Source organism: Flavobacterium sp. (assembly GCF_039595935.1).
Taxonomy (GTDB): Bacteria; Bacteroidota; Bacteroidia; order Flavobacteriales; family Flavobacteriaceae; genus Flavobacterium.
In genome coordinates, this window is record NZ_JBCNKR010000005.1 from 354252 (window position 1) to 368628 (window position 14377).

Annotated in this window: 14 protein-coding genes; all 14 read right to left on the reverse strand. The window is 28.3% G+C overall.

Annotation, left to right across the window (positions count from 1 at the left end):
• Positions 1-9 precede the first annotated feature (9 nt).
• Positions 10-1146, reverse strand: coding sequence for an aminotransferase class I/II-fold pyridoxal phosphate-dependent enzyme (locus tag ABDW27_RS08915; RefSeq protein WP_343695584.1), 1137 nt, complete (start codon positions 1144-1146; stop codon positions 10-12).
• A complete protein-coding gene (locus tag ABDW27_RS08920; protein ID WP_343695585.1) occupies positions 1139-1564 on the reverse strand; it encodes a hypothetical protein in 426 nt (141 codons plus the stop codon). Before ABDW27_RS08920 ends, ABDW27_RS08915 begins: the two co-directional genes overlap by 8 nt.
• Positions 1561-2520 carry a glycosyltransferase family 4 protein gene (locus ABDW27_RS08925; RefSeq protein WP_343695586.1) on the reverse strand — a complete coding sequence of 320 codons (960 nt, stop codon included), beginning with the start codon at positions 2518-2520 and terminating at the stop codon, positions 1561-1563. Before ABDW27_RS08925 ends, ABDW27_RS08920 begins: the two co-directional genes overlap by 4 nt.
• Positions 2521-2537: 17 nt before the next feature.
• Positions 2538-3470: a GDP-L-fucose synthase gene (locus ABDW27_RS08930; RefSeq protein ID WP_343695587.1), complete on the reverse strand. Its 933-nt coding sequence runs from the start codon at positions 3468-3470 to the stop codon at positions 2538-2540.
• A 46-nt stretch (positions 3471-3516) separates the two neighbouring features.
• Positions 3517-4635 carry a GDP-mannose 4,6-dehydratase gene (gene gmd, locus ABDW27_RS08935; protein ID WP_343695588.1) on the reverse strand — a complete coding sequence of 373 codons (1119 nt, stop codon included), beginning with the start codon at positions 4633-4635 and terminating at the stop codon, positions 3517-3519.
• A 23-nt stretch (positions 4636-4658) separates the two neighbouring features.
• On the reverse strand, positions 4659-5558 hold the full coding sequence (locus tag ABDW27_RS08940; protein WP_343695589.1) for an NAD-dependent epimerase/dehydratase family protein: 900 nt from the start codon (positions 5556-5558) through the stop codon (positions 4659-4661).
• Positions 5555-6298 (reverse strand): glycosyltransferase family 2 protein, encoded by a 744-nt coding sequence (locus ABDW27_RS08945; protein ID WP_343695590.1) that lies wholly within the window; start codon positions 6296-6298, stop codon positions 5555-5557. Before ABDW27_RS08945 ends, ABDW27_RS08940 begins: the two co-directional genes overlap by 4 nt.
• The gene (locus tag ABDW27_RS08950) at positions 6295-7266 is read right to left on the reverse strand and encodes an NAD(P)-dependent oxidoreductase (protein ID WP_343695591.1); all 972 of its coding nucleotides are present in this window, start codon (positions 7264-7266) and stop codon (positions 6295-6297) included. The genes ABDW27_RS08945 and ABDW27_RS08950 overlap by 4 nt, the downstream gene beginning before the upstream one ends.
• A gap of 21 nt (positions 7267-7287) precedes the next feature.
• Positions 7288-8385 carry a glycosyltransferase family 4 protein gene (locus ABDW27_RS08955; RefSeq protein WP_343695592.1) on the reverse strand — a complete coding sequence of 366 codons (1098 nt, stop codon included), beginning with the start codon at positions 8383-8385 and terminating at the stop codon, positions 7288-7290.
• Between the two features lie 87 nt (positions 8386-8472).
• Entirely contained in the window at positions 8473-9300 is an 828-nt protein-coding gene (locus ABDW27_RS08960) for a glycosyltransferase family 2 protein (protein ID WP_343695593.1), read from the reverse strand.
• Entirely contained in the window at positions 9263-10522 is a 1260-nt protein-coding gene (locus ABDW27_RS08965; protein ID WP_343695594.1) for a hypothetical protein, read from the reverse strand. The genes ABDW27_RS08960 and ABDW27_RS08965 overlap by 38 nt, the downstream gene beginning before the upstream one ends.
• Complete coding sequence (locus tag ABDW27_RS08970) at positions 10515-11774, reverse strand: glycosyltransferase family 4 protein (RefSeq protein WP_343695595.1); 1260 nt, start codon at positions 11772-11774, stop codon at positions 10515-10517. The genes ABDW27_RS08965 and ABDW27_RS08970 overlap by 8 nt, the downstream gene beginning before the upstream one ends.
• A gap of 160 nt (positions 11775-11934) precedes the next feature.
• Positions 11935-12960 (reverse strand): hypothetical protein, encoded by a 1026-nt coding sequence (locus ABDW27_RS08975; RefSeq protein WP_343695596.1) that lies wholly within the window; start codon positions 12958-12960, stop codon positions 11935-11937.
• Positions 12957-14369: a lipopolysaccharide biosynthesis protein gene (locus tag ABDW27_RS08980; RefSeq protein ID WP_343695597.1), complete on the reverse strand. Its 1413-nt coding sequence runs from the start codon at positions 14367-14369 to the stop codon at positions 12957-12959. The genes ABDW27_RS08975 and ABDW27_RS08980 overlap by 4 nt, the downstream gene beginning before the upstream one ends.
• Positions 14370-14377: the final 8 nt, after the last annotated feature.

Genomic DNA, 14377 nt, shown 5'->3' on the forward strand with positions numbered 1-14377 from the left:
TTAATTGTTTTATGACTTAAAGAAACCGGTAATTACTTCTTTAATTTTATCTCTATTTTCATCAGTAAGGCTAGATCCCGAAGGCAAACACAGTCCTATATTAAATAAATCCTCTGCAATTTTTTTTCCATAATAAGGATATTTATTGAAAATTGGCTGCAAGTGCATAGGCTTCCATAAAGGACGGCTTTCAATATTTGAATTCTCCAGCGTTAATCTCAAGGCTTCTCTATCTTTTCCTTTATTAGGTTTAATAAGAATAGTATTTAACCAAAAATTAGAAAAAACGTCCTTCTCTGAAACTTCAGTAAGTTCTACATTATCAATTTTATTGAACAATTCTCTGTAAAAAGAATGATTATTTCTTCTCCTCTCAACGTTAGTTTCTAATATTTTGATTTGTCCTAGACCAATTCCAGCGCATATATTACTCATTCTATAATTATAACCAATTTCAGAATGTTCATAGTGAGGGGCTTTATCTTTAGACTGTGTAGAATAAAAAATTGCTTTATCTTTCAAATCTTGAGAATTTGTGATTAATGCTCCTCCGCTAGAAGTAGTAATAATTTTGTTTCCATTAAATGATAAAATCCCAAAAGCTCCAAAAGTCCCGCATTCTTTCCCTTTATATTTACTGCCAAGCGCTTCTGCACTGTCTTCAATTATTGGAATTTCATATCGATCAGCAATTGAATGAATCTCTTCAACTTTATAAGGAACACCATACAAATGAACTGCTATAATTGCTTTTGGTTTTTTACCTTTTTTTATTCGATCTTTTATAGCAATTTCTAAATTGTTTGGACAAATATTCCATGTTTCATTCTCGCTATCAACAAAAATGGGCACAGCTCCTTGGTATAATATTGGATTTGCAGAAGCAGAAAACGTTAAACTCTGACAAATAACTTCATCCCCATGTGTAATTCCTAATAAAATTAATGCTAAATGGATTGCTGATGTACCTGAATTAAGAGCCGTCACAAATAATTTTTCTTTAAGATAATTCTGTAAGGCTATTTCAAATTCATTTACATTTGGCCCTCCGGAGGTGATCCAATTTGTTTCTAATGCTTTTCGAATATATTCAAATTCAAAACCACTTTGCTGTGATAATGATAAATAAATTTTATTATTACTCATTTATATTCCAATAATCTGAAGGATAACGAGCATCATCTTCTTTTACATTAATTAATGGCAAAGTAGAAAATGAAATTAATTTTGAGTTAGTCTCTAACGATTGTATTGCATTTGCATAACCTGTCGGAATATGAACTATTTTACTGTCAAATTCAGAAACAATAATTGTTTCAACAGGTAAATCTTTTGAAGGATTCTCCCAATTATCAATTTTTACAAAATGAATTTTGAAGGAGCCGCTTACGCAATAAAAATTTTTTGAATCTAATTTATGCCCTTGCCAAGCTCGAATTGGATTTTCATCAGAATTACTAATGATATAAAACCTTTCAATATCTTTAAAACTAAAATCATTTACATAGGAAATAATACCCCTATGATCTGAAAAGTTTCCTCCCTGAATTACTTTAGGAATCATATATTTAATCTCATTTTTTTTAACAAATAAAACTTAGATGAATATATCAACAGCAATGGCAAAATTACAATTACGAATAAAATCAAATCATCTACTTTTTGATAAAGAAATATAACTAATAAAGAAATTACTGCCTGAACTAATGCGTAATAAAGAGAAACAATTCTATGCTGTATCTTGTATTCATTACTTAAAACCTGATACAAATGCAAACGATGTGCCTCAAAAATATTTTGTTTTAGATATAGTCTATGTATAATTGTACACACAGCATCCACACCATAAACAGCTAAAAACAAAAGCCATATAAATGAGCTTGTATTAAGGATAAGTTTTAAAACTAAATAAATTATCCAAAATGCGATCGCAATGCTACCAACATCGCCTGCAAAACACTTCGCTTTTTTTCTATAATTAAAGAACAAAAAAACCAAACTGGCAATCATACCATATTTTACAAAGCTGGAGTCAATAAAAAGTTGAATTTTTGAATTAACATACAATAACGATCCTAAAACTACTAATGTATATAATCCCGTTATTCCATTAATACCGTCCATAAAATTGTAGGCGTTTATTAGCCCAATTGCTAAAATGTATGCTATTATTACACTCCAGACGGGAGTCAAATTAAACAATCCTAAATCATAAAATATTAAAGTAATTGATATGAAATGAATAGAAATTCGGATTTTATTCGATAAACTTTGAATATCATCCCAAAAACTGACTAAACTGACTAAAGTAATTCCTGTGAAAAAAAAATAATTACTCTCTATGTTTTTTATAAAATAAAGCAAGGCTGCAAACCAAAAGATGATTCCTCCTCCTCTTAATGTTATGTCTGTGTGCGAGCTTCTTTGATTAGGTTTATCAATTATATTAAAATGATCTGCTACTTTAAAATAAAGTAACATTATCGTCGTCAAAATTATTCCTATTAATAAGTATTGCATTAATTACAGAAGTTTATCTATTCCCAATTAGTGTCTTTTATCTCATCATAAACTTTCTGAATACCTTCTTCAAGTGTCGTTTTGGCTTTCCATCCAAAACTATTCAATTTTGATACATCCATTAATTTACGAGGAGTCCCATCCGGTTTACTTGTATCTGTTAAAATTTCGCCTTCAAAACCAACTACTTTTTTTACTAAAACAGCCAAATCTAAAATTGAAATATCTTCCCCAACACCTATATTTACTAAACCTTCTTCATTGTAATTTTCCATTAGGAAGAAACAAGCCTCGGCTAAATCATCTGCATGTAAAAACTCTCTTCTTGGACTTCCAGTTCCCCAAATTGTAACTGAAGCATCTTTATTACGTTTTGCAGTTATAAATTTTCTAAGCATTGCAGGTAATACATGAGAGTTTTTTAAATCATAATTATCATTTGGCCCATATAAATTTGTAGGCATTACAGAAATAAAATTACACCCGAACTGGCTTCTGTATGCATCACACATTTTAATTCCGGCAATCTTTGCGATCGCATAGGGCTCATTTGTTGGTTCTAATTCTCCAGTCAAAATATACTCTTCTTTCAATGGCTGAGGAGCCATTTTTGGATAAATACATGATGACCCCAAAAACATTAATTTTTTAACATTTTTTAAATATGACTGATGGATTATATTATTTTGAATCATCAAATTCTCATAAATAAAATCTCCTCGGTAAGTATTATTTGCAATAATTCCACCAACCTTTGCAGCAGCTAAAAAAACATAATCTGGTTTTTCTTGCTCGAAAAAATCAGCAACAGCTTGTTGATTTCTTAAGTCAAGTTCTGACGAGGTTTTTAAAATAAAATTGGTAAATCCTTTGCTTTTTAATTGGCGTAAAATAGCAGAACCTACCATTCCTCGATGTCCGGCTATATATATTTTATCATTTAAATTCATAGTATCAAATTTCTCTGTTTTCAGAATAAAATTATTTTAACTCAATTTAATATTTAATTCCTGATCTTACTTCTTTTAGCATCTTTTCTCTATTAACATACTCTAGATCAGACGCCATCATTTCTTTAACTAATCCAGCCAAATCATACTTAGGCACCCATCCTAATTTGGTTTTAGACTTTGTTGGATCTCCAATAAGTAAATCAACTTCTGTAGGACGGAAATATTGCGGATCAACTGCAATCACCTGTTTTCCTATCTCAATTTGATATGATGGGTTATTACATGCAGCAACATATCCTTTCTCATTAACTCCTTCTCCTCTAAACTCAATATCTATTCCTACTTCTGCAAATGACATTTTCACAAAATTGCGTACATAAGTCGTTTCTCCCATAGCAATTACATAATCCTCAGCAACGTCTTGTTGTAAAATTCTCCACATTGCTTCTACATAATCTTTCGCATGTCCCCAATCACGCTGAGCATCTAGATTACCAAGATATAAACAATCTTGCTCTCCTAATGCAATAGCAGCTGTAGCCATAGTAATTTTTCTAGTAACGAAAGTTTCTCCTCTACGTGGTGATTCGTGATTAAATAGAATTCCATTACAAGCATACATATCATAAGCCTCACGATAATTTTTAGTTATCCAAAAACCGTAGATTTTAGCTACCCCATATGGTGATCGAGGGTAAAAAGGTGAGTGTTCATCATAAAAACCTTTCTCATTTTTATTTTCAGCCAAACCTCCATATAATTCAGATGTAGACGCCTGATAAATACGTGTTTTCTTTTCTAATCCTAAAATACGTACAGCTTCTAAAATTCTTAATGTACCTATTCCATCAACATTTGCAACATATTCTGGTGAATCAAAAGAGACTTTTACATGACTCATTGCTCCTAAATTATAGATTTCATCCGGCTGTACTTCTTGAATAATTCTAATAACATTAGTCGAATCAGTTAAATCTCCATAGTGTAATTTAAAATTCACATGAGCTTCATGTTGATCCTGATATATATGGTCAATACGTTGTGTATTAAAAGAAGAAGCTCTTCTTTTAACTCCATGAACCATATAACCTTTCTCTAATAATAATTCTGCCAAGTATGAACCATCTTGTCCTGTAATCCCTGTTATAAGAGCTATTTTCATATTCAAATTTTTAACTATTCTATTTATTTTTTATTTTTAAAGGACTTAAAAGTAATTATCAAACCTTCGCGAGTTGATACAGGTAAAGGTTTTTCAATAGCTTTTAATATTTTATTATTACTCACCACGTAATTTTCAGTCAATTTTTGAAGTCTCTCTGAATTTAGAGGTAATTTTAAAAAGTCTCCAACTCTTGAAATCCCATATATAAACGAAGTGGGAATTTTCAAAATATTTGGTTTTTTCTCTAGAGTTTCGCACAAATTTATAATTAATTCATTTGTAGAAAGAGCTAAATCATCTGCCACTTGATAAACGCCAGAAATAATAGATTCGTTTTCAATCATTTCTTTAACTACAAAACAAAGATTTTCTATACTAAGAAATGATCTTTGATTTTCAAAAGAACCAAGCGGCCACGGAATACCCTTTGAAACTATATTATATAAAAGATTTAAATTTCCTTTATTACCAGGTCCATGAATCATGCAGGGCCTAATAATATATACTCTTTTTCCTTCTGGAAGTTCGTTACTTAAAATATATTGTTCTGCTTTGTATTTGGAAATCCCATAATGAGTTTGGGGATTAGGCGTATTTTCTTCGGTTAAGATTCCGTCAACTTTATCTGAAGATGCTTTAACACTGCTCATAAAAACAAAAACACTAGCATCTGAAACTAAAAATGCATCAAATAATTGTTTTGTCAATTCAAAATTTGCCTCATAATAGTCAGATGGTTTCGAAACTTTCTTTAAGTCATGTGCTTTACCCGCTAAATGAATTACTGCATCCGTTTCAAATTTAAATTTTTGATCATTTTCAAAACGTACTTTCAATGCATTTATTTCGTGATCATTTCTTAAATAACTCTGAAGATTTAACCCAACAAAACCAGAAGCACCTGTAATTGTTACTTTCATTTTTTTAAGAATCCTATTATTTTCCAAAAAAAGCGCATTTTAATCTTAAAAGGAGAAAATTCAAGCTGATTCATTTTTAATGCTTTCTGAATTTCTTTTGTAATTAACTTATAAGATGAAGACCCTGAACTACTCAAGCCTCCAACAAGCATAGCTGTTGTCGTTATATTTGAATATTTCCACGATATTTTATTTTTTAAGAAAAATCTAGTGATCAGCTCGTAATCAGCACCGATTTTAAAACCAAGTTCATAATTGCCAAACTTGGAAAATAATTTTGTTTCAAAAAAAATAGACGGGTGTGGAGGCATGAATCCTATACGTAATTTTTCAGGACTCCAAAATTTTGACGAATATATTCTCACAACTTTGCCATCTTCTTTATGTTGGATAATATTTCCAACCGAAGCATCTATATTATTATTTTCATGAAATTTTGCAATTTCTTCTATAACATTGACAGAATAAAAAGTATCATCAGAATTTAAAATCCCAATTAAATCACCAGTTGCCAAAGCCAATCCTTTATTCATTGCATCATAAAGTCCTTTATCTGGTTCTGAAATCCATTTAGTTATATTATTTTCATGTTTTTTGATAATATCAATTGTATTATCTTTGGAATTACCATCAACAATAATATATTCGATGTTTTTGTATGTCTGACTAGCAACAGACTTAATTGTTTTTTCAATAGTTGATGCGCTATTATAGCAAACAGTAATTATAGAAATTTTCATATCCTCCTATCAAGCATCCATTTTAAAGTTATTTTTATTCCCTCTTTTCTTGAATATGGTAATACTGGTGCAACTTTGTAAGTATTTTCTAAATTTATAATATTATTAGTTGTCATATTACGAAGACGAAATGAACTCATTGGAAAATTTATTTTGAAAAAAATCAAACCATCACCAATTAAAGCCGCAGTCTTAATTAAAAAATAAGGCATTTTTTTAATCTTTTGTCCAAGTTCACCTGCAATCTCATTTCCCCATTCTTCAATATTTATTGCTGGATTATCTCCTATAAAGAAAACTTTTTCTTGCTCATTAAGTGTTTCTTTAAAAAGAATATTTTCAATTTGATAAATTGCATTACCTATAAATCCGTATGTTTTTGTACAACCTCTATCTCCTATATGAAAATATTTACGTGAAATAACCATTTCAAAAAAATTCTTGTATGGTGTACCAAACCAAGGTCCCCAAATTGATGTTGGTCTTAAAATTGCCCAATCACAAACAGGCTTATTATCCCAAACTATTTTTTCTGTAAGTACTTTACTTTCTCCATAAATTGTTGATGGAGTATAATCAAACTGATTTTTCGGATAATAACCCGTATGACAAACTAACATTGAAGAAGTTATTAAAATTTTTTTTAAATTGTTTAGCTCATTCGCTATTTTAAGTAAATTATCAACTCCTAAAATATTTGCATTATAGTCTTCTATACTTTTTCCATCCAAATCAGTTCTGGCAGCAAGATGAACAATATAATCCGGTTCAAATTTTAAAACGATTTCTCTAAAGTTTTGCAGGTCATTAATATCTGCTTGCTCCCAATATTTTGACAATTCCTCATTCTGTGGTTCTTTAATGTCAATATTTAGCACTTTATGGCCATCTAAAATTAATTTATCTGTCAAATTTGTCCCTATAAATCCCGAACCTCCTGTTATTAATATTTTATGTTTGATAGACATTCCGTTTTAGTCTTTATTTTTTTAATTTTCTACTCTTTCTAGATATTGTGAGAATAGTGATTTTATTCTAAAATTGAATTGTTCTGGTGAAAATTCTAATTTTGCGTGTTCAATATTGTGTTGTTGAATTTTTAAAAGTGTTTCTAAGTTTTCAAGAAAATATTTTACTGCATTATAGGTACTTTCAACATCATTTGGTTTAACCAGAATACCTTCATCTTTTGTCACAATATCAGACAGAAAATTATGATCTGTTGTAATTACTGCATTTCCTGTTCTCATTGCCTCAACATTAACCAGTCCGAATGATTCTGTTTTAAAGAAAGTCGGAAATAATAGTATATCACTGTTTAAAAATAGTTCCTTTTTATCATTTCCTTTTACTACACCATGATACTTAAATCGTTCGGGATAAATTTGTTGTAGTTTAGATAATTTATCTTCAAACAATAGTTTTACTTCTGCAGATGACATTAAATAATCAGATAAAGGTTCTCCAGCTATATGAAATACAACATTTGTATATTCAGAGGCTATTTTTTCAAATGTATCCAAGGCTACAAAAATACCTTTGCTTTTCATCAAAAAAGAAATATACAATATCTGTATTTCGTCTTTTTTGTTTTTATGGTTAAAATCAACATCATCTAAAATTGAATCATAACAATTTGGAATGACAATTTTTTTCATATTTGATAATGATAATGGCATCAATTCTTTTTGGCGCTCCGTTACAAAAATTGTCACATCTATTTGCTTATATGCCAAAGTAATTATTTTTGAAAAAATATCATTTTCTTCAAAGAGATCCATAATCTCATTACCATGTAAATGATTTATTACTTTTATCCCACGCAACTTACACAGAAAAAGTAGAAACACATCTTTTATAGCACCTTTTTTACTTCTAGTACAGGTAAAATAAACCAGATCAACTTTACGGAAAATTAATATTAAAAAGGTCCTGAATATAGTTATTAATGTTCCAAAATATTTACTTTTTACATTTGTATCAATTAAAAATTCAGGTCTGATTAAATTATATACAATACTTGAAATCAATGCCTGTCCCCCAATTGGTGGTGGGATTGGGCAAAAAAATAAAATGTTTTTTTTCATTTATATCTTTATAATTTTTCATTATTTATTAGCTGGTCTTAGCCTTTAAGATTTGCTAGAATAATAATGAAAAAATAATTTGTAATTTTAAATTTCTGATTGGTTAAAGTTTTCTTTTTGGGACCCCTTAATTTTATATTTTAATTTATAAAATTTTACAAAAAATGAATTCGGCATTGATATTTTGAGTGTTTCTACAAAATATAAATATGAAGTACTTTTAAAATAGTTGAAATAATTACTTAAAGAAGGTATTAACGTGTTTTTTATTTTTAATCTTTCTTTAAAAACTTTTATTCGATTTATATCTGATAGTCCTCCATTTGAAATAGTGGCTATTTCTTCTGAAATTCTAAGAAAAACAGCTCCCTCCAAATAACTTTTTAATAAGAAATCATAATCGGCACAAATTTTATATTTTAAATTATAATAACTTTTTTGATGTAGTGTTCTTTTTATAAGACAAGCCTGATGACTAAAAACCATATCTTTTTTTATATTCTCAATACCACCTGCTTTACGAACAAAACTAAAATCTAAATTTTCAGACAATACGTTGTAATTTCCATAAATAATATCAACATTCTTGTTTTGTTCGATGTAACCAGAAATTTTGTCTAGAATGTTTTTATCATGAAAAAAGTCTCCGGAATTAAGAAAAAGAATCCAGTCTCCTGAACACAATCCAATTCCTTTATTCATAGCATCATAAATCCCGTTATCTTTTTCAGAAACGAAAATATCAATATTACTAATATATTTGTTAATTTGATCCAATGTTGAATCAGTTGATCCACCGTCAATTATCAAATATTCTATATTACCATAAGATTGATTAATTACACTTTCGATGGTTCTTGATATATTAATGTGGTCGTTATAAACTACGGTAATAATGGATATTTTTGGTAACATTTTTAAAATTTAATGAAGTTAAGGTTAAGAGACATACTGTTAGATAGGTCAATATTCCTCCAATATAATCAGGTCTTTGTAATATCAAAACTAAATATATCAGACAGCTTTTTTGAGGAATTGTCAGCCATGCTCTTTTTTTAAAACAAACATAGATATAATAAAATACATGTAAGGAAAATATTAGTCCTCCAATTATCCCATGTATTCCGAATATTCCAAGAAAATTTGCTGACATAAAAGTCCCATAAAACTTACTATCTTCGTTTGAAGCATATGAGATTCCTTGGCCAATTATTGGGGAATCAATAATTGCTTCTTTGGCATTTGATATTAAATTTGATCTATTATCTGCTTGAAAATTGTCCGATGCAGAACCTGGATTAATTATACTCTCTAGTCTTCCTATTGATGACCCATATATAACTCCTTGATATTCGCTATCCAATTGTGAGTATAAATAAACAGAAATAAAAGAAATGAAGAAAAAAGAGATCAAAATTTTTATCAAACTTTTTTTACTTAAATATAATAATCCGTAAAGGGTAAGAATTAAATAAAATGCTACTGAGAATGTAAAAAGTCCCACTATCATTAATGTAGTTTGAATCTTTGTATTTTTTATCGTTAAATCATTTAGCAGTATTCCAACTATTAGATAAAAAGCAAGTGTTCCAGGCTCATCAAAAAAACCTGCCGGACGAATAAATTTACCAAAACCGTAATCAACATTGGTATTTGTAAATGCTATAATAAAATTAAAGCCATCCCTTCCATCAGGGTTTTGAAAAACTGAATAATATGGCAAATTAATTGTTAAACAAAGTATAAAACATATCACAGATAAAACTCCCATAACTAATGACAGCTTAATTAACTGTTTTGATAAAATTCCTATATCTAAGAATAGTAGTACATATATATATATTATAAATGGTACTAAAATTTGAAACAAAAGGTTTATATATGCTAAATCTCTATGAATAAATAAATATATGAATGATGTTAAAATTTGAGATAAAAAGATAAAAGCAATTGTTGTATTTACTTTAATATCTTTGATTTTAAACAAAAGTCCCCCCATCAATAAAGTCGTTAACAAAGCCATTATTATTTTTGCTGGCAAATTGTAAGCTTGTGCAATTGAAAAAGGAAATGCCATAAACATAATAATCCATATTATTACATATCCTTTTTTATTAATCTTAAAGAAACTAATCATTAATATTTTTTCTGTCTAATAAAATTTCATCATAAAGTTTCATATAGTTTTCTGTTACAATTGACGAACTAAAATTCTCAACAATTTTTGTTCTTGAATTAACAGAAAGCTGTTTATGATTATCATCATTTAAAACCCATTGAATACCATTTGCTAAATCTTCCTTTTCGAATGGTCTAGCCAAATATCCCGTTTTAAAATGCTCAACAATATCTAATAATCCTGTATGCCCAAAAGCAACTACTGGAGTACCACATGACATCGCTTCGATTGCAACTTGTGGTAATGTTTCTTGCAAACTAGGTACAACTACTAAATCAACCGCATTATACAAGGAAACTAAACTAACATCATCACTCAAATGACCTAAATAATGTGTTTTAAATTTTAAAAAATCTTTCTCTTTAGGTTCACTACTTCCAAAAATAACCAACTCAATATTATCATTGTCTAATAACTCTAATGCTCCTTTCAATTCTTGATATCCTTTATTAATGTCACTTGTAGCAACCATCGCTCCAAATAATACTAATTTTTTATCTTTAGGAAATTTCCACAAATTTCTTGATAATTCCTTATCGAAAGGAGAAAATAAATCTGTGTCAATAGGATTTGGAAGATTAACGATTTTATGTGTTTTAAACAACGTACTCTCTTTTGCGCAATTTGTAATCCATTGACTCAAACCAATAATAACCATATTAGGTATTTTAGAGTATGTTTTCTTTTTTCGATTAAAAACATACCTACTCAAATCATTTTCCTTATCGCTGCCTAGTCTTGGGCAACTTCCACAATTTGCTTTATATTTATTGCAATCCCACATAATATGACACCCTCCTGTGAAGGCCCAATTATCATGCAATGTCCAAACAATTTGCGCTTTAATTTTTGCTAAATCTTCAACTTTAATCATTCCTCCACAAATCCAATGTAAGTGAACAATATCAGGATTAAATGCATTTATTTGATTAACAACATTATTAAAACCTAACCATGAGGGACTAAAAAGTGTTTTATTTTTTTTTTTATAAAATCTTAGTGGAATCAAATCTAATATATGCTTGATTTTAGCAAGTAACTCTTGAAAAAGGCTATTTGGAAAAGCATGTACTGTGTAATCATCACTTAATTTGCGCTGCACGAGCATAGTACTATCAACTCCTTTTAATAAAAGAGATTTATGCAATCTATATGCTGCTCTTGCTGCTCCACCAACATTATCAAATGAATTAACTATTAATATTTTCATTATCTCTTGAACTTAATTTTATTATAAAGTATAAATTCAAGGATGCGATATCTATTTATCATTTAAACTTTAGAATTATTTAAAAAAATTTGAAGAAATTCAATCCTCTAAATTTATTATAAGAAATTACAGAACAATAAAAAACACTTATAAGTGCATCTTATTTTAACGCTTTTTTTAATTCTACTGAACTTTTTAAATATTGTAGTCCAAAAAAATCTTTAACAAATATTAAATCGTCTGAATTTGGATTTTCAGATAAAATAGACATTAATTTTTTCTGTATTTGATAATAATCAACCATATGATCTTCTGCTTCTATAAAACCAATTCTATTGATATGCTCCTCATTTCCTTTTTCTGCAGAAAATTCACTTTTTTGACTAAATAATTTAATTTTTTTATTTAAACATAAGCAATAGGCAATATAAGTTCCTATTTCATTAGAGATTACAAAATCTGATAATTCGATAATTGATCTAAGTCTATTCAAGAAAAACATATCGTTTATATGCCCAGCTGTAGTAACTTTATAACCTTTTTGTATATATTTTTCTGCTCTACCAATTTGAATATCTTTCCAATACAAACAAACCAATACACTATCAAATTCTTTTTCAATTTTATATTTGTCTATGTTCTTAATAAAAAAATCTGTATCAAAACTACTCAAAACCCCATCTATAGAGTGGAATGGAAAAACTAATAATGTTTTGCCCATTTCTTTTTTTATTTTATCTTTTTCTTCTATTGATAATAAAGAATCCGCATAATGAATATAAGGTCCAATTTTAATAACATTTAAACCATCCGAATATTTTTTTTGCAAATATTTTTCCCTATAATCACTAAATGTAAATACTATATCTCCCTTTATATATTTTTCAGACACAAAACTGGAGAATATAAAACCATGTTCATTTGTAATTTTACTTTTCAAATTTGATAATCCAATATATTTTGAAATCACCTGGTTAAAACCGTAAAACTGTATTTCATTTGGATAGAAAAAAGGCGCAATATTCTTAGCTAATTCATTATAATTAAATAAATCTATCTTTTTTCTTCGATAACATTCTTCTGTCATTTTTTGAATTTCTTTAGAATTTTTCAATTTCAACAACAGGTAAATATAATTTCTAGATATGGAAAATTTTAAAAAATATTCTATAATCTTTCTTTTCATTTATTTTGTATATTTTTTGTGTAATTATTTTTATAAAAAAAGACTAAAATGAGCAATAAAACAGAAGTTATTAGCAACTTATATATATAATTAACTTCTACTAAAAAAAGAACTGCTATAAAACAGAATATTGTTGTTAAAAACCAAATTAGAGGTTTAAAATTGATTATAGCAATTTCTCTATAATCCTTCAAGAAAAAAACGCCATAGCCCATTATCAAATAACTGAAGAATAACACAAAAGCAGGAACTTTAAAACCTAAAGTGGGAATTAGCAAAAAATTAGATATTACACAAAAAATTCCCGCTCCAAAAGTAACTTTCCAAAGATTTCTAGTTTTTTCATTATAGAATAAAAAACTTCCAGTGCCAAAATACATAGGTCTGTAACTATGCCCCATTATGAAGACTATTGCTAAAAAATATGTAGCTTGTAAATGATCATTTTTAACGATTAAATAAAAAATTTCTTTCATCCATATACATCCTAGAGTAACGGCAATTAAAAAGGTACCCTGAATTATCCAAATTAAATTGCGAATTGAAGTATATTCTTTGTTTCTCATTAATTGAAACAATATTGGACCTACTGCTGTGTTTATTGCACCAACAAATAAAGCCATTAAATTTCCAAATGTTGCGGCGAAACCGTAAAATCCAATTTGAACAGTCGCAACCATATAATACTTTAATATTAAACTGTCAGCAGAACCAAGTAAAAATGAACCATAATAATGAGGAATCATTGGTAAAGAAACCTTTAAACCTTTTTTAATTACAATCGTTTTGAAATGATAAATAGGTCTTATACCTAATTTATAATGTAAAGGATACCAATATGAAACATTTAATAATAAAGTCGATACACAAGTTGAAAAAAACCATCCCATGTAATGCAATTCAAAAATTACAATAGTTACATAATTTAATATTATTGATATAAAAGAGACTATTATAGTTCGAACTACAACTTGTTTTGGCTGCTGATTTAACTGATAATATAATTGACCAATATCAGCAGTTGGACCAAATAAAACTATAGGTATTACATTAAATACAATAATTAGGAATACATTATCACGAGCTTCTAAAGGAACAATATAGTATATTATTCCTGCTAGTAAAATAGAATAGATAACCATCCATAGGTTTAAAAAACCATAAAATTGAGCCCATCTTTTCTTATAATGATTATTGTGTTTATAAAATACATTGGTTAAAGGTAAATTAAGACCTAGCATTGCTAAAACACCAATAAGTCCCATACTTGAGTTTAACAATGATTGCACCCCATAATCTACTGGATTTAAAACTGCTGTAAAAATTGGCAGCATTAACAGATTAATTATTTTAGGTATAAATGGGGCTAAACCATATATTAAACTATGCGAAATAACTTTTTTAAACATAAAAACTA